The following is a 15235-nucleotide window of genomic DNA, read 5'->3' on the forward strand; positions in this document are numbered from 1 at the left end:
CTTCAAAATCGCCATCGCCGGCAAGCCGGCTCCTACAAGGGGTGTGTTGTCAGTCAGACGCGGAATTGATCCATCAGGCTCTGCTGCTGATTCGCCAGGCTGTTGAGCGACTGGCTCACCCGCGCCGACTCATTGGCCTGCCCCGACAGCGACTCGGTCACGTCCCGGATCGTCGCCACGTTGTTGTTGATCTCTTCCGCCACCGCGCTTTGCTCTTCCGCCGCAGAGGCAATCTGCAGGTTCATGTCGCTGATCACCGTCACTGCGTCGCCGATCTGGCGCAACGCCGTGACGGCCTGGCTGACCTGTTCGACACTGCCCTGAGCCTGGCGATGGCTGTTGTTCATCGACCCCACCACATCCTGCGTGCCGTTCTGCAACTGCTCGATCACCAGACGGGTTTCTTCAACCGACTCCTGCGTACGTCGCGCCAGGTTGCGCACTTCGTCGGCGACCACGGCAAAACCGCGTCCGGCCTCACCGGCACGGGCCGCTTCGATGGCGGCGTTGAGGGCCAGCAGGTTGGTCTGCTCGGCGATGGCGCGGATCACTTCCAGTACCGAACCGATTTTCTCGCTGTTGGCCGCCAAACCTTCGACCTGCACCATCGCTGCGCTCATGTCGGCGGCGAGGTTGTCGATGCTGGTGGTGGTCTGGTCGATCACGGTCAAGCCACGGCGGGTGGCGTGATCGGCATCGCGCGCTGCTTGTGCCGCTTGTGCCGCGCTGCGGGCAACGTCCTGGGCGGTGGCGCTCATTTCGTGGGAAGCGGTCGCCACCTGATCGACCTGACGGTATTGCTGTTCCATGCCGGCGCTGGTCTGCGTGGCGATGGCAGAAGACTGGTCCGCCGTGCTGCGCGCGTCCTGTACCGAGCGTTTTACCTCGGCGATGATCGGCTGCAATTTGTCGAGGAAACGGTTGAACCAGCCGGCCAACTGGCCCAGTTCATCCTTTTTGTCGTAGGCCAGACGCCGGGTCAGGTCGCCTTCGCCGCTGGCGATGTCTTCGAGCATGTGCGCCACACCCAGAATCGGTTTGGTCACGCTGCGCGCCATCAGCCACACCAGCAACAGGCCGATCAACGCGGCCAGCACGCCGAGGCCGAGTTCGACCAGTGTGCCGGCGGTATTGCTTTCATCGAGTTGTTTTTTCAGGGTTTCGGCGGGGCCGACCAGGACTTTTTCCGGCACGTCGAGCAACACGCCCCACGATTTGCCGTCGGGGATCGGCTGGAACGGCGACAGCACTTTCAACTGCTGGTTGCTGTGCAGGCTTGCGGTTTTGCTGCTGGCGGCGAGCAGGCGGATCAGTTCGGTGCCGTTGGTTTTATCCACAGCGTCCAGGCGCTGGGCGAGTTTGCTGGCGTCCGGGCTGTAGCCGGCGAGCAAACCGGCCGGGCTGATGATGCTGACGTTGGTCTGGCCGTCATAAAGCTTCTTGCTCGCGCCCTGGCTGACGGCTTGCAGGCTGTTGAGGTTGATGTCCACCGACAGCGAGGCGATGACTTTGCCGTTGACCATCAGCGGGAACACGATGCTGGTCATCAGCACGTTCTGGCCGTCGATCACATAGAAGTAGGGTTCGATCACGCAGGGCTTGAGCGAGGTGCGCGGGCAGGTGAACCAGGCGTTGGCGGGTTCACCGCTGGGGCCGGTGCTGGTGTCGGCCATGTCGCTTTCGGGCAGCGCCATCGACGTCACCTTGCCGGGGGTCGGTTGCGACCAGTACAGCGCGAAACGGCCCTTGTCGTTGCTGCCCAGCTCAGCCTGGCCGGCAAACAGTTCATCTTTGCCGTCCAGCGCATTGGCTTCGAACACCAGCGACAGGCCGAGCAATTCCGGGTTGGCTTGCAACGCAGACTTGACCTGGCGGGTCAGGTCTTCACGCAGGTCGAAGGCATCGAGAAAGCGCTTTTCGGCCTGATCGCGCAGGAACAACACCTGACGCGAGAAGCCGTGGCCATATTGATAGGCATCCATGAACTGCTGGCGAATGTTCAGCGCCTGGTTTTCGCCCTGGGACTCGATCCGGGCCTGGGCGGCTTCAGTGAGCATCTCCATGCTCGAGGCTTTCACCAGCTCGGAACTGTGCTCCATGCGATACAGCGAAAGACCTACCAGCAAGGTCACGATACCGGCGAGGCAAAGCCCGGCCAGCAGGGTGATTTTCCATTGAATGGAAAGTTGTCTGAGCGACATGGAGACGTCCTTATTCGATAAATATCTGAGACTTTGCACTGTAACGGCCGAAAATCCGCTTTCTTTATGCCGTCCGACGGAAATCGAATCACCCGCACAACCCTTGTAGGAGCCGGCTTGCTGGCGATAGCGGTGGGTCAGCCAATCCGTTATTGACTGGACGGACGCCATCGCCAGCAAGCCGGCTCCTACAGGGGGCGATGTCGTTTCGGAAAGGTCGCGGTGTGGTTCCGACAGGGGCGGCGTCGCTCGTGCGTTCGGGTCGCTGGCTTTGACAAGGCGGTGATGGTCCGGCACAGTGCGCGCCCTCTAATAAAACCCATTCCTTATCCCGCTGGCGGCTCTTCGCAGACTGCCGGCCGGGCTCATTTCGCTTGCCTTGAGGTAACGATGATTAATGCTGTAATTGCCGCGGTCGGCATCATGCTGATTCTCAGCCTGTCCCGCGTGCACGTGGTGATCGCGCTGATTATCGGCGCGCTGGTGGGTGGTTTGACCGGTGGCCTGGGCATCGACGCCACCTTGAAAGCCTTCAACAGCGGCCTCGGCGGCGGGGCGACGGTGGCCTTGTCTTATGCCTTGCTCGGCGCCTTTGCGGTGGCGATTGCCAAGTCCGGCCTGGCCCATGCGCTGGCCGACAAAGCCCTGGCCATGGTTGACCGCCAGCACGCCAACGGTGGCGGTTCTGTGAAGTGGCTGCTGATCGGCCTGCTGTGGGTGGTGGCCATCGCTTCACAGAATATTCTGCCGATACATATCGCTTTTATTCCGTTGCTGGTGCCGCCGCTGCTGTATGTGCTGACCAAGCTGCAACTGGATCGGCGGTTGATCGCCTGCGTCATGACCTTCGGCCTGATCACCCCGTACATGTTCCTGCCAGTGGGCTTCGGCAACATCTTCCTCAATGAAATCCTGCTGGCCAACGTGGCCCGCAGCGGCGTCGATATCAGCGGCATCAACGTCACCCATGCCATGGGCATTCCGGCGCTGGGCATGGTGGTGGGGCTTGCGGCAGCCTTTATCAGCTATCGCAAGAAGCGCGTCTACGACCTGGAAAAGATCGAACAGGTCGAGCAGGTCGCGGTGCAGTACAACCCGCTGAGCCTGATGGTTGCGGGTGTGGCCATCGCGGCGGCGTTCATTATTCAGTTGTTGCTGGACTCGATGATTATCGGTGCACTGGCAGGCTTTCTGATCTTCTCGGTGTCGGGCATCGTGAAGTGGCGCGACACCGATGACCTGTTCACCGAAGGCATGAAGATGATGGCGATGATCGGTTTCATCATGATCGCCGCCTCGGGGTTTGCCGAAGTGATGAAAGCCACCGGTCAGGTGCAGACGCTGGTTGAAGCGTCGGCGTCGTGGATCGGCCACAGTAAAGGCATCGGTGCGTTGCTGATGTTGCTGGTCGGTCTGCTGGTGACCATGGGCATCGGTTCGTCGTTTTCCACCGTGCCGATTCTGGCAGCGATTTTCGTGCCGCTGTGCGTGCAACTGGGGTTCAGCCCGATCGCCATCGTCTGCATCGTCGGCACCGCCGGCGCGCTGGGCGACGCCGGTTCGCCTGCTTCCGACTCGACGCTCGGCCCGACCTCCGGCCTGAACATCGACGGTCAGCACCACCACATCTGGGACACCGTGGTCCCGACCTTCCTGCATTACAACCTGCCGCTGCTGGCGTTCGGCTGGGTGGCCGCGATGGTTCTCTGAACGAAGATCCCCTGTGGGAGCGAGCCTGCTCGCGATGATCTGTCAGCCAGATTGATGGCGACTGACACTCCATCGCGAGCAGGCTCGCTCCCACAGAGGGGATTGCATTGGCCACTGATTCAACTTTTGGTTGCGCGTGCCGTTAAAGCCTTTAACCACGCCAATAAAACCAAAAGAGTGAACCGTCATGCGCATGAGCCTGAAGGCTAAAGTCCTGTCCCTTGCCGTCCTCCCGGTGTTGCTCTTTGCGCTGGTCATCAGCCTGACCACGTTGTTCGTTCTGCAGGAACAGGCCCGCAAGGAAGTCGAGGAGACGCGTCAGCGCCTGCTCAGCGACGCCAAGGCCACCCTGCAAAGTTACGTCGCCGTGGCCATGACCGCGATCAAACCGCTCTACGAGGCCGCCGCCCCTGGCGATGACGCGGCGCGGGCCCAGGTGATCAAATTGCTGTCGAGCATCAGCTACGGCAAGGACGGCTACTTCTTCGGCTACGACTCCAACACCGTGCGCCTGTTCAAGGCCAACAGCCCCGAAGGCGTGGGCCAGAGCTTCAAGGACAACCGCGACCCGAACGGCGTCTACGTCAACCGCGATCTGGTGAAAGTCGCCAAAGACGGCACTCACTACCTGCAATACAGCTCGCCATTGCCTGGCAACACTCAGGTGCTGGTACCAAAACTCGGCTACACCGAATACCTGCCGAAGTGGGACATGGCGGTCGGCACCTCGGTCAACCTCGACGGTATCGAGGCGCAAGTGGCCGTGGTCGAAGCCAAGGTTCAAGACCGGATGGAAGGCGTGTTGCTGAGCATCATCGGCATCGCCGCCGTCGTGCTGCTGCTGATTGCCGCCGCCGGCATGCTGCTGGCCAACACCATTCTGCGTCCGCTGAACCTGATGAAAGCCAACCTCGACGACATCGCGGCGGGCGAGGGCGACCTGACCCGGCGCCTGACCATCACCAGCCAGGATGAACTCGGCCAACTCGCCGGCTCGTTCAACCGGTTCGTCGACAAGATCCACGGCCTGGTGCGTCAGATTACCGAAATGACCTCGCAATTGACCGGGCTGGTGAATCAGGTCTCCGATCAGGCCCAGCGTTCGGATCAGGCGATGGAGCGTCAACGTCACGAGACCGATCAGGTGGCCACTGCGATCAACGAAATGTCGGCCGCCGCGCAAGAAGTGGCGAAAAGTGCACAAAACGCCGCGGTGGCGGCGCAGCAGACCGACGAAGAAGGTCAGACGGCCAAGCGTGTGGTGGCCGGCAGCATCGTCAAGATTCATGCGTTGGTCGACGATATTCGCAGCAGCGGCGTGTCCCTCGACAGCCTGCAAAAGGACGTGTCATCGATTGTCAGTGTGCTCGGGGTGATCCGTTCGATTGCCGAGCAGACCAACCTGTTGGCGCTCAACGCCGCCATTGAAGCGGCCCGTGCCGGTGAGGCCGGTCGCGGTTTTGCGGTGGTGGCCGACGAAGTCCGTGCGCTGGCCAGCCGCACGCAAATCAGCACCCAGGAAATCCAGGGCATGATCGACCGCTTGCAGGCCGGCACTCAGTCGGCGGTGGAAGCGATGCGCCGCTCCAGCGAGGCCGGCGACGGTACGTCCGCGCAGGCCAACGAAGCCGGGGCCTCGCTGGACGCCATGGCCCAACTGATCGGCACCATCAACTCGATGAACGCGCAGATCGCCAGCGCCGCCGAGGAGCAGACCGCCGTGGCCGAAGAGATCAACCGCAGCGTGCATCAGATCGCGGTGGCCGTGGACAACGTGGCCGGCGAAACCCAACTCGGCGCCCAGACGTCCCGCAGCCTGGCTGATCTTGGCCAGCGCCTCGGCACTCTGGTCGGCCAGTTCCGCATCTGACCCCCACCTTGTAGGAGCCGGCTTGCCGGCGATGGCTGCGCGTCAGTCAACATTGAAGTCGACTGACACAACACCCCCTTGTAGGAGCCGGCTTGCTGGCGATAGCGGTATGTCAGTCAACATTGAAGTCGACTGACACAACACCCCCTTGTAGGAGCCGGCTTGCTGGCGATAGCGGTATGTCAGTCAACATTGAAGTCGACTGACACAACACCCCTTTGTAGGAGCCGGCTTGCCGGCGATAGCGGTGTGTCAGGCGCCATCAATGTTGACTGACGCGCCGCCATCGCCGGCAAGCCGGCTCCTACAGGTTGTGCTGTCTATGTCAGGGTCTGTCCCAATACGGCACAGCCCCAAAGCATTCGACATAGAAATCAATCACCGTCCTTACCTTCACCGACAACCGCCGGCTCCCGGGCCAGAGCACGGCGATCTGTTGCGGCTCAAGGCTGTTGGACACCTGATATTCCCCCAGCACCGGCACCAGCGTGCCGTTGCGTACCGCTTCACCAATCAGCCACGACGGAAACATCACCAGGCCCAGGCCTTGTTCGGCGGCCTGTGTGAGGGTGTCGGCGTGGTTGCCGGTGATCGGCCCCTTCACCGAGTAGGGCTTCCAGTCCTGCTGACCCTGGCGGAAAAACCAGCGTTGCTGGCCGGCCACGCCTTTGTAGGCCAGGCATTGATGCGCCGCGAGGTCTTCGGGATGCAACGGTGTGCCATGGCGTTTCAAGTACGCCGGGCTCGCTGCCACTTGAAAGCGTTGCGGCGCCAGAATCCGCGCCTGCATGCTCGAATCGTGCAGCGGGCCGATGCGAAACAGCAGGTCGGCACCTTCCTGTAACGGTGCGACGTAGCTGTCGGTCTGCTGGATATCCAGCTGCAATTTCGGGTAACGCTCGCACAGTTGCCCCAGCCAGGGCGTCAGGTGCCGCTGGCCAAACACCACCGGCGCGTTGATCCGCACCAGTCCGCTCGGCTCGCTTTGTTGTTCCTGCAACGCCTGTTCGGCTTCCTCCAACTGCACCAGCACCAATCGCGCATGCTCGCCGAGCAAGCGTCCGGCCTCTGTCGGCGTGACCGCGCGGGTGTGGCGGTAAAGCAATTGCTGGCTCAGCGCCTGTTCCATCAACTGGATCTGCCGGGAAATCGACGACGGCGCCAGGCCTTCGCGGCGGGCGACTTCAGAGAAGCTGCCGTGGTCGAGTACCGCGACAAACAGCCGAAGTGCCTTGAAACCCAATTCGTTGAGGCCGTGCATGAAGAGTCCTGCTGTGCGAGTTACGCAAAAGTGTTGTCAGGATGCTCCCATTTATCGCACAGCAGCGCCAGCCGATAATGCGCTCACTTCCTGCACGCAGACCTTGTAGGAGCGAAGCTTGCTCGCGAAGGCGGCGTGTCAGTCGTCATCTTCGGCGACTGACACGCCGCCTTCGCGAGCAAGCTTCGCTCCTACAGGCGACCGTGTAGTTCATTTGAAAATGGGTAGGTCTCTGTTATGCAATCTTCTTCAATCGATATCGCTGTCACACCAGCAACTCAACCGGGGTTGCGGCTTTTGCTGCTGCCTTTGGTGATCCTGGCCGGTATGGGCCTGTCCGTGGAGGCCGGTCTGCTCGGGCCGCTGGGGGTTCAGGTCGGTCACTTGTGGGCGACGTTGAGCATCTTCGGCGTCGGCTCGGCGATCCTGTTTTTCCTGCTGTTGCTCAGCGGCCCGCAAAAGGGACCGGCCTTCAGCGACTTGCCGCGCTGGCAGTTGATCGGCGGTTTTCTCGGGCCGATCTACGTGGTGGTGCTGACCCTGGCCACGCCGCACATCGGCATTGCGATGACGATGATCGCGATCCTGTCCGGGCAGGTCGGTAAAAGCGTGCTGATCGACCACTTCGGCTGGTTCGGCGCCACTCGTAAAAAGGTCAACGGTGAACGTTGGCTGGCCTTGCTGCTGATTGTGGCGGCACTTGTTCTGATTGCGCGGGGTTAATGATGAATCTGATTATTTTGTTGGCGGTGGTCGTGGCTGCCGGTGCGGTGTTGAGTGTTCAGGCCGCCATCAATGGGCGTCTGGGCGAAACGGTTGGTGTGCTGCGCAGCAGTTTGTTGACGTTCGTGGTGGGGGCGGTGAGCACCGGGTTGCTGATCCTGTTTTTCGAGCCGGCCCAGGCCATGAGCCTGCTGGATGTGCCGAAATGGCAGCTCAGCGGCGCGTTGTTCGGCGTGGTGTACATGATGGTGATGGTGGGGGCGGTTCCACGGGTGGGTACGGCGGTGGCGACGGTCGCGGTGATCGTCGGGCAGCTGGGCATGGGGATGCTGATCGATAACTTCGGCTGGCTGGGCAACCCGCAGATCGAGCTGTCCGGCAGTCGGATACTGGCGATGGTGTTGCTCGGGTTGGCGCTGGTGTTCATGTATCGCAGCAATACCCGTCAGGCCTGACCGCTTTCGCTTTCCTGTAGGAGCGAGGCTTGCCCGCGAAGCAGATGCCGCGATCTAAACAGTTGCATCGCGTTATCGTTCTTCGCGGGCAAGCCTCGCTCCTACAGGTTTGGGCTGCGTCGTCTGTGGCAACTTCTACACTGGTGAGACGGGTTGTAGCCCCGACGACCACCACCTCAGGAGTCAGACTCATGATCGATAGCGAAAGTAAATGCGACTGCAAGAATTGCAACTGCAAACTGGGCCAGCATCCGATCGCACGTCACGGCAAGCACTACTGCTGCGAAGCCTGCGCCAAACACCATGAACACGGTGAAGAATGCGTGCACAAAGACTGCAAGTGCGCCCAGCACTGACTGTGTAGGAGCAAGCTTGCTGGCGATGCAGGCGCCGAGGTTCTTCATGCTGACCGCGTTATCGTTCATCGCGAGCAAGCTTGCTCCTACAGAAAAGCGTCGTCAGCTTGCTGGCCGCCAAGTGACATTTTCCACGCCGAATTTTTCCGCCATCGGCTTGCTGGTCTTTTGCACTTTCTCCCTTCCAAAGCGCGGGATCCGGCCCACGCCGGCGTCGCAACTCGCCCAATGCCAAGCCTGCGCATTGTCCATTTTGTCCAGGCGAATGATGAAAGACTTTGGGACGCCATGAAGGGTGTATTCAATGACGAAAAGTTTTGCGTTATTCATAAAGCCCGTATTCCTCCCTGTAGTAATAGAAGGATCGTCGGCGGTACGGAAAATTCATTCGGATTGTCAGACGGCTGCGGCCAGTGGCGACGAGGCCTGCGGCTGGTTACCATGGATTTTCTGAAAACCCCCGATGAATGCTGACCATGGCCCTTGCCGCGCCCCCCGACCTGAGCGACACCGATGTGCCCGTGCAACCGCTGGCGCGCACCTATCCGCGCGGGCTGTTCATCGAGCCCCACGAGCATGTCTGGGGCCAGTTGTTGTATGCGATGAGCGGGGTGATGTGGGTCGAAACGCCGCATGAGGCGCTGGTGGTGCCGCCGCAACGGGCGGTGTGGTTGCCGCCGGGCGTGCCTCATGGCATTCGCGTGGTCTCGGACCTGCAGATGCGCAACATCTACCTGCGTCCGGCATTGGCGGCGACGCTGGACGACACGGTCCAGGTGATCGAAGTGGGCGGGTTGCTGCGTGAACTCATCGTCGGGCTGGTGGAGCAGGGCGACGACGGCGCGCCGGAGTATTACGAAGCGCTGGTCGGGCTGGCACTGCTGGAACTGCGGCGAGCCAGGCGTTCGCTGCTGAAAATCCCGATGCCGGATGATTCCGACCGGCGCCTGATGAACCTGTGTCAGGCCGTCATGGCCGCGCCATCGCTGGACGTTTCCTTCGAACAACACGCGCAAAACGCCGGGGCCAGCGTGCGCACCCTGGCGCGGCTGTTCAAGGACGGTTTGGGCATGGGCTTCGCCGAGTGGCGGCGACAAGTGCAACTGGCGACTGCGGTCGCGGAGCTGATCCAGGGGGCGCCGGTCAGTGCGATTGCCCGGGAGCTGGGCTACTCGCCGAGCAGCTTCAGTGACATGTTCCGTCGGGAACTGGGTGTCGCACCCTCGCAGTTTTCCTGTAGGAGCGAGCCTGCTCGCGATGGACGTTAACGATAACGTGTGTTGTCTGAATAAACGCGTCGTTCATGAGTCCATCGCCAGCAAGCTGGCGCCTACAGGTTATTGCGGGTGGTTTGGCCGGAATTCAGAAGCACTTGGCCGATGCTCGCGGATGCCGGCCTTTAGACTTTGGGCATCCCTCAATTGCCCACGGAGTCTGCCATGAGCTACCTCATCTCGCTGGTCATCGGTCTGGGCGTCGGTTTGCTTTACGGCGCGCTGGATTTTCGTTCCCCCGCACCACCGGCCATCGCGCTGGTGGGCCTGCTGGGCATGCTCGCCGGTGAAAAGTTGTGGCCCATGGGGCGGCAACTGGTCACTGGCTGGATCTCCTGAATTCCCTTTCCCCTGTTGGATGGACACTCCCATGAAAGCATTGCAGTTCGACAAAACCGGCGACCTTTCGGCCCTGCGCTATGTCGAGGTTCCGACCCCCGTGCCCGGCGCCGATGAAGTGCTGGTGCAAATCAAGGCCGCCGGCCTCAATCCCAGTGATGTGAAGAATGTGCTGGGGCGTTTTCCCTACACCACGTTGCCGCGCATTCCCGGGCGTGATTTTGCGGGTGTAGTCGTCGAAGGCCCGCAGGCGCTGATCGGTCAGGAAGTGTGGGGCACCGGCCGTGAACTGGGCTTTTTCGCCGACGGCTCCCATGCGCAATTCGTCAAGCTGCCGGCCAATGGCGTGGCGCGCAAACCGACGCACCTGAGTTTTGCCCAGGCCGCCAGCCTCGGCGTGCCTTACACCACGGCGTGGGATGCGCTGGAGCGCAGTCTGGTGAACGCACAAACGCGGTTATTGGTGATCGGTGGCGGGGCGGTCGGCAGTGCTGCGCTGGCGCTGGCCAAGGTGCGTGGCGCCCAGGTGCTGGCGGCGGCGCGTCGGCCGGAGCAGGTCAAGGACTTGCAGGCTCAGGGGTATCAGACGTTGCAGCTGGATAAACCCGAGGACTTGGGCGCGCAGGTGAATGCGGTCTACACCGGCGGCGCCGACGTGATTTTTGACACCACCGGGTTCTGGCTACCGGCCTCCGTCCCCGCGCTGGCCGCGTTCGGTCGCATCGCGATCATCGCCGCGCCGGTGGATGGCCAGGTGCAATTGCCGGCCCTGGCGCTGTATCGCAAGGGCGGTTCGGTGGTGGGGATCAACTCGTTGCTATACGGCGTGCAAGCGTGCGCGGCGATGCTCGATCAGTTCGGCCGGTTCTTCGACCAGGACCTGTTGCCGTTGCCACAAGGGTTGTTCGAATCGCCACTGGCCGAAGGGCTGGAACGTTATGCCGAAGTGAATCAGGGCAGTGGCGACAAAGTAATTTTGTTGCCGTAACCCATCCCTGTAGGAGCCGGCTTGCTGGCGATGCAGACACCTCGGTCTTCCTGTTGCACCGAGTTGCCTGAATCGCCAGCAAGCCGGCTCCTACAGGTCGTGCGCGGGTCGAACAGCGCGACCAGCCCTTATGTCGGGCAGGTTTCCCGGCCGTTATCCAGGCCTTGCTTGTAGCTGTGGCTCTGCAGACTGGCCTTGCCGTTGTGCCAGGTCAGGGTGAGTACATACAGCGAGTCGTAGTCGCTGGACTCCCAGTCATCGGTGATGTTCTGTTTCTTGCCGACCGCTTCGCCGGCGACCTTGTTGATCAGCTCGGGCAGGTAGCCGTGGGACCACGCGGTGTAGATCACCGAGTTGTGGTACTTGTCATGCAGCAGTTCGTCGGCCAGGTCACTGGTGTCATTGGCCGAGAAGTTGATGTTCACCGGCAAGCCGAGCTTGATGGCGCTGGGGCTGATGGTCATCAGGGGGCGAATGTAGCTGTAGGAATTATCCAGCTCGCCTTCCTCGACGTTGCGCGTCGGGTTGGCTGCAAACACGTAGTTGGCCTTGCCGAATTTTTCCGGGAGCAGGGTGGCCAGGTCGATGGCGCGGTTCAGGCCCTGGCAATTGAGCTGGCCGAGGCCGCCGGCGGGTTTTTCCGCGTGGCGCAGGAAGACCAGCGTCTGGGTACCGTCAGCCGGCTGGGCGCGGCTTTCACGGACTTCCAGCGACAGGAACAGCGCACTGATTGCCAACAGGGAGGGCAGCACAATATAAGCGCGATGTTTGAAGCGTTGGACCAATTTCATAAGGTTCATCATGGAATAAGGGTTCTTCAGCGCATTCGGTTAAGGCTGACAAACCTTTACACCACGCGCTCCCAGCGTCGGGTGTTTTCCATGTCGATGATCCGGTCCGTTTCCGAAAGGGCAGCACTCAGAGTCCACTGAGGCCCGTTTGGTTCGATTCCGGCGGCATGCGCAGCAATGTACCGATAACCATGAACGGGTTGGAGCAGAGGTTATCGACAGGATGTTGCGGATTTATGGACACAGTACACGGCGCGGTCGCAGGAGAAGACTGCAATCCATTGATCTTGGTAATCATCAATATCGATACGCCGTACGTCGCAGCCTGCGGCCACTCACACTATGATCGTGCCTCTCAATCTCTTCGTGGATCCATGCGATGACCGATCTGTCTGCTTTCCCTATCACTCAAAAATGGCCAGCCCAATACCCTGAGTGGATTCAGCTCTATTCGTTGCCGACCCCCAACGGCGTCAAGGTGTCGATCATGCTCGAAGAGATCGGCCTGCCCTACGAGCCGCATCGCGTGGGCTTCGACACCAGCGACCAGCTGTCGCCCGAGTTTCTGTCGCTGAACCCCAACAACAAGATCCCGGCGATCCTCGACCCCCACGGGCCGGACGACCTGCCGCTGCCGTTGTTCGAGTCCGGGGCGATTCTGATTTACCTCGCCGACAAGAGCGGGCAGTTGCTGGCCCAGGAATCGGCTGCGCGTTACGAGACGATCCAGTGGTTGATGTTTCAGATGGGTGGTATCGGGCCGATGTTCGGCCAGCTCGGTTTTTTCAACAAATTCGCCGGCAAGGACTACGAAGACAAACGCCCTCGGGATCGTTATGTCGAGGAAAGTAAACGTTTGTTAAAAGTGCTTGATGGACGTCTGCAGGGGCGTGACTGGATCATGGGCGAGCGCTACACCATCGCCGACATCGCGACATTCCCGTGGGTGCGCAACCTGATCGGCTTCTATGAGGCGGGCGATCTGGTGGGCATCAAGGATTTCCCGAACGTGACGCGGGTGTTGGAGCGCTTCCTGGCGCGGCCGGCGGTGATGCGCGGGCTGGAAATTCCCAAGTAAGACCTTTCGAATCCACCAAGACCAAGGCAGGCCATGCACGCATTCGATTTCAAGCAAGTAGATGTCTTCAGCCGCGTTGCGCTCAAGGGCAATCCGTTGGCCGTGGTGTTCGGCGCCGATGAGCTCAGCGATGAGCGCATGGCGGCGTTCGCCACCTGGACGAATCTCAGTGAAACCACGTTCATCCTCGCCCCGCAGGACCCTCGGGCCGATTACCGGGTGCGGATTTTCACCACCCTGAACGAATTGCCGTTCGCCGGTCACCCGACCCTGGGCACCTGCCATGCCTGGCTCGAAGCCGGTGGCGTGCCCAAGGGCGAGGAGATCATTCAGGAATGCGGCGTGGGCCTGGTGCGGGTGCGCCGACAAGGCGCGGAACTGGCCTTTCTCGCACCGCCACTGCTCAAGACCGGGCCGGTGCAGGTGGATCTGGTGGAGCGCGTGCGACGCGGGCTCCGACTGGAACCGGGCGCCATCGTGCGGGCGCAGTGGGTCGATAACGGCGCGGGTTGGCTGGCGGTGATGGTCGAGGATCGCCAGCAGGTGCTGGACCTGCAGCCGGACCATTCGCAGATGCTTGGCCTCGCGGTCGGTGTGATTGCGCCGTGGCATCCAGAGCGTGACGGCGATGACGCACAGTTCGAAGTGCGGGCGTTCATTTCCGGCGACGGCATGCCGGAAGATCCCGCCACCGGCAGCCTGAATGCCGGCATCGCCCAATGGCTGCTCAGCGAAGGGCTGGCGCCGGAGTCTTATGTGGTGAGCCAGGGCCTGACCATGGGACGGGCCGGGCGCATTCAGGTCGATCAGGTGGGCGATGAGATCTGGATTGGTGGTTCCGTGGTGACCTGTATCTCCGGAACCCTGACGCTGTAAACCTGTGGGAGCGAGCCTGCTCGCGATGGAGTGTCAGTCACCATCAATGTAGCTGATACACCATCGCCGGCAAGCCGGTCTCGCTCCCACAGGGTTTTGTGCTGGATTCCGGTGATTGTTGCTGTGGCTGTAACGGTTTTTACTCCGCTGAGGTTTGTGCCCGGCGGCGAACTGGGCATAAGCTTTCGCCCCCTTACGACTTTCGTCTCGTCCCCCGATTTTTCAGGAAACCCCATGTCCAGTCAGTTCCCCGAAGCACGTCCACGCCGTCTGCGCCGCAATGCGAGCCTGCGCAGCCTGTTCCAGGAAACCGAATTCAGCTTGAACGATCTGGTGCTGCCGATTTTCGTCGAGGAAGAAATCGACGACTTCGTGCCGATCAAAAGCATGCCCGGTGTGATGCGGATTCCGGAGTCGAAACTGGCCGGCGAGATCGAGCGCTATGCCCGTGCGGGGATCAAGTCGGTGATGACCTTCGGCGTGTCCCATCATCTGGACAGCAGCGGCAGCGACACCTGGAGCGACAATGGCCTGGTCTCGCGCATGGCGCGCATCGCCAAGGACGCGGTGCCGGAGATGATCGTGATGTCCGACACCTGCTTCTGCGAATACACCGACCACGGTCACTGCGGCGTGTTGCACAACCACGAGGTCGATAACGACCAGACCCTGATCAACCTCGGCAAACAAGCCGTCGCGGCAGCCCGTGCCGGTGCCGATGTGATCGCGCCGTCGGCGGCCATGGACGGGCAGGTCCAGGCGATTCGCCGGGCGCTGGACGCCGCCGGTTTCACCCAGACCGCGATCATGGCCTATTCGACCAAATTCGCCTCGGCGCTCTACGGCCCGTTCCGCGAAGCCGGCGGCAGCGCACTCAAGGGCGACCGCAAAAGCTATCAAATGAACCCGATGAACCGCCGCGAAGCGGTGCGTGAGTCGTTGATGGACGAGCAGGAAGGCGCCGACGCGCTGATGGTCAAGCCGGCCGGCGCGTACCTGGACATCATCCGCGACATTCGCGAGGTTTCGCGCCTGCCGCTGTCGGCGTACCAGGTGAGCGGCGAGTACGCGATGATCAAGTTCGGCGCACAGGCCGGGGCCATCGATGAGGACCGCGTGGTGCGCGAGAGTCTCGGTGCGATCAAACGGGCGGGGGCGGATTTGATCTTCACCTACTTCGCGATGGACCTGGCCCTGGCCGGAATCTGAACCCACCACAAACCCAAATGTGGGAGCGGGCTTGCTCGCGAAAGCGTCGTGACATTCAACGTCTATGTTGACTGACACGACGCTGTCTCTTATAAACATCTCCG

General features: G+C 61.4%; 14 protein-coding genes and 3 pseudogenes. 12 read left to right on the forward strand and 5 right to left on the reverse strand.

Annotated elements, in window-relative coordinates; all coding sequences use genetic code 11:
* Positions 1-53: 53 nt before the first annotated feature.
* Both KGA82_RS29520 and KGA82_RS29525 read right to left on the reverse strand, forming a co-directional pair.
* The gene (locus KGA82_RS29520) at positions 54-809 is read right to left on the reverse strand and encodes a methyl-accepting chemotaxis protein (protein WP_404943259.1); all 756 of its coding nucleotides are present in this window, start codon (positions 807-809) and stop codon (positions 54-56) included.
* 102 nt (positions 810-911) lie between these two features.
* A pseudogene (locus tag KGA82_RS29525) lies at positions 912-2372 on the reverse strand (HAMP domain-containing protein); the annotation flags it as partial.
* A gap of 222 nt (positions 2373-2594) precedes the next feature.
* Here KGA82_RS29525 and KGA82_RS24265 point away from each other — a divergent pair.
* The 3 genes and pseudogenes from KGA82_RS24265 to KGA82_RS29535 all read left to right on the forward strand — a co-directional run.
* Complete coding sequence (locus KGA82_RS24265; RefSeq protein ID WP_162130708.1) at positions 2595-3911, forward strand: Na+/H+ antiporter family protein; 1317 nt, start codon at positions 2595-2597, stop codon at positions 3909-3911.
* A gap of 193 nt (positions 3912-4104) precedes the next feature.
* Positions 4105-4875: pseudogene (locus KGA82_RS29530) on the forward strand (cache domain-containing protein); the annotation flags it as partial.
* 315 nt (positions 4876-5190) lie between these two features.
* A pseudogene (locus KGA82_RS29535) lies at positions 5191-5781 on the forward strand (methyl-accepting chemotaxis protein); the annotation flags it as partial.
* 325 nt (positions 5782-6106) lie between these two features.
* On the opposite strand, the gene KGA82_RS24275 reads toward KGA82_RS29535, so the two are convergent.
* Entirely contained in the window at positions 6107-7042 is a 936-nt protein-coding gene (locus KGA82_RS24275) for a LysR family transcriptional regulator (RefSeq protein WP_223452708.1), read from the reverse strand.
* 237 nt (positions 7043-7279) lie between these two features.
* Between KGA82_RS24275 and KGA82_RS24280 the strand changes: the two genes are divergently transcribed.
* The 3 genes from KGA82_RS24280 (at position 7280) to KGA82_RS24290 (ending at position 8576) form a co-directional block, all read left to right on the forward strand.
* The gene (locus tag KGA82_RS24280) at positions 7280-7765 is read left to right on the forward strand and encodes a DMT family transporter (RefSeq protein ID WP_223452709.1); all 486 of its coding nucleotides are present in this window, start codon (positions 7280-7282) and stop codon (positions 7763-7765) included.
* The gene (locus KGA82_RS24285; RefSeq protein ID WP_008035175.1) at positions 7765-8220 is read left to right on the forward strand and encodes a DMT family transporter; all 456 of its coding nucleotides are present in this window, start codon (positions 7765-7767) and stop codon (positions 8218-8220) included. Before KGA82_RS24280 ends, KGA82_RS24285 begins: the two co-directional genes overlap by 1 nt.
* 191 nt (positions 8221-8411) lie before the next feature.
* Positions 8412-8576 (forward strand): metallothionein, encoded by a 165-nt coding sequence (locus tag KGA82_RS24290; RefSeq protein WP_207286212.1) that lies wholly within the window; start codon positions 8412-8414, stop codon positions 8574-8576.
* 102 nt (positions 8577-8678) lie between these two features.
* On the opposite strand, the gene KGA82_RS24295 is transcribed toward KGA82_RS24290, so the two are convergent.
* Positions 8679-8906 (reverse strand): DUF6555 family protein, encoded by a 228-nt coding sequence (locus tag KGA82_RS24295; protein ID WP_008035177.1) that lies wholly within the window; start codon positions 8904-8906, stop codon positions 8679-8681.
* A gap of 146 nt (positions 8907-9052) precedes the next feature.
* On the opposite strand from KGA82_RS24295, the gene KGA82_RS24300 reads away from it, so the two are divergent.
* The 3 genes from KGA82_RS24300 (at position 9053) to KGA82_RS24310 (ending at position 11177) form a co-directional block, all read left to right on the forward strand.
* Positions 9053-9844, forward strand: coding sequence for an AraC family transcriptional regulator (locus tag KGA82_RS24300; protein ID WP_223452710.1), 792 nt, complete (start codon positions 9053-9055; stop codon positions 9842-9844).
* A gap of 171 nt (positions 9845-10015) precedes the next feature.
* Complete coding sequence (locus KGA82_RS24305) at positions 10016-10189, forward strand: DUF1427 family protein (RefSeq protein WP_008035179.1); 174 nt, start codon at positions 10016-10018, stop codon at positions 10187-10189.
* A 31-nt stretch (positions 10190-10220) separates the two neighbouring features.
* Positions 10221-11177 (forward strand): zinc-binding alcohol dehydrogenase family protein, encoded by a 957-nt coding sequence (locus KGA82_RS24310; protein WP_008045193.1) that lies wholly within the window; start codon positions 10221-10223, stop codon positions 11175-11177.
* 128 nt (positions 11178-11305) lie between these two features.
* Here the strand turns inward: KGA82_RS24310 and KGA82_RS24315 are convergent, their stop codons facing one another.
* Positions 11306-11980 carry a hypothetical protein gene (locus tag KGA82_RS24315; protein WP_008045195.1) on the reverse strand — a complete coding sequence of 225 codons (675 nt, stop codon included), beginning with the start codon at positions 11978-11980 and terminating at the stop codon, positions 11306-11308.
* Between the two features lie 367 nt (positions 11981-12347).
* Between KGA82_RS24315 and KGA82_RS24320 the strand changes: the two genes are divergently transcribed.
* The 3 genes from KGA82_RS24320 to hemB all read left to right on the forward strand — a co-directional run bounded on the left by KGA82_RS24320 (position 12348) and on the right by hemB (position 15131).
* A complete protein-coding gene (locus KGA82_RS24320; RefSeq protein ID WP_207286210.1) occupies positions 12348-13046 on the forward strand; it encodes a glutathione binding-like protein in 699 nt (232 codons plus the stop codon).
* A 33-nt stretch (positions 13047-13079) separates the two neighbouring features.
* A complete protein-coding gene (locus tag KGA82_RS24325; protein ID WP_223452711.1) occupies positions 13080-13922 on the forward strand; it encodes a PhzF family phenazine biosynthesis protein in 843 nt (280 codons plus the stop codon).
* A 234-nt stretch (positions 13923-14156) separates the two neighbouring features.
* Positions 14157-15131 (forward strand): porphobilinogen synthase, encoded by a 975-nt coding sequence (gene hemB / locus KGA82_RS24330; protein ID WP_008045200.1) that lies wholly within the window; start codon positions 14157-14159, stop codon positions 15129-15131.
* Positions 15132-15235 lie beyond the last annotated feature (104 nt).

The organism is Pseudomonas sp. BF-RE-22 (assembly GCF_019956155.1).
Lineage (GTDB): Bacteria > Pseudomonadota > Gammaproteobacteria > Pseudomonadales > Pseudomonadaceae > Aquipseudomonas > Aquipseudomonas migulae.

Coding starts and splice junctions, on each gene's coding strand:
- KGA82_RS29520 (WP_404943259.1), bottom strand. CDS start 809: ATGGAACAGCAATACCGTCAGGTCGATCAGGTGGCGACCGCTTCCCAC.
- KGA82_RS24275 (WP_223452708.1), bottom strand. CDS start 7,042: ATGCACGGCCTCAACGAATTGGGTTTCAAGGCACTTCGGCTGTTTGTC.
- KGA82_RS24280 (WP_223452709.1), top strand. CDS start 7,280: ATGCAATCTTCTTCAATCGATATCGCTGTCACACCAGCAACTCAACCG.
- KGA82_RS24285 (WP_008035175.1), top strand. CDS start 7,765: ATGATGAATCTGATTATTTTGTTGGCGGTGGTCGTGGCTGCCGGTGCG.
- KGA82_RS24290 (WP_207286212.1), top strand. CDS start 8,412: ATGATCGATAGCGAAAGTAAATGCGACTGCAAGAATTGCAACTGCAAA.
- KGA82_RS24295 (WP_008035177.1), bottom strand. CDS start 8,906: ATGAATAACGCAAAACTTTTCGTCATTGAATACACCCTTCATGGCGTC.
- KGA82_RS24300 (WP_223452710.1), top strand. CDS start 9,053: ATGGCCCTTGCCGCGCCCCCCGACCTGAGCGACACCGATGTGCCCGTG.
- KGA82_RS24305 (WP_008035179.1), top strand. CDS start 10,016: ATGAGCTACCTCATCTCGCTGGTCATCGGTCTGGGCGTCGGTTTGCTT.
- KGA82_RS24310 (WP_008045193.1), top strand. CDS start 10,221: ATGAAAGCATTGCAGTTCGACAAAACCGGCGACCTTTCGGCCCTGCGC.
- KGA82_RS24315 (WP_008045195.1), bottom strand. CDS start 11,980: ATGATGAACCTTATGAAATTGGTCCAACGCTTCAAACATCGCGCTTAT.
- KGA82_RS24320 (WP_207286210.1), top strand. CDS start 12,348: ATGACCGATCTGTCTGCTTTCCCTATCACTCAAAAATGGCCAGCCCAA.
- KGA82_RS24325 (WP_223452711.1), top strand. CDS start 13,080: ATGCACGCATTCGATTTCAAGCAAGTAGATGTCTTCAGCCGCGTTGCG.
- hemB (WP_008045200.1), top strand. CDS start 14,157: ATGTCCAGTCAGTTCCCCGAAGCACGTCCACGCCGTCTGCGCCGCAAT.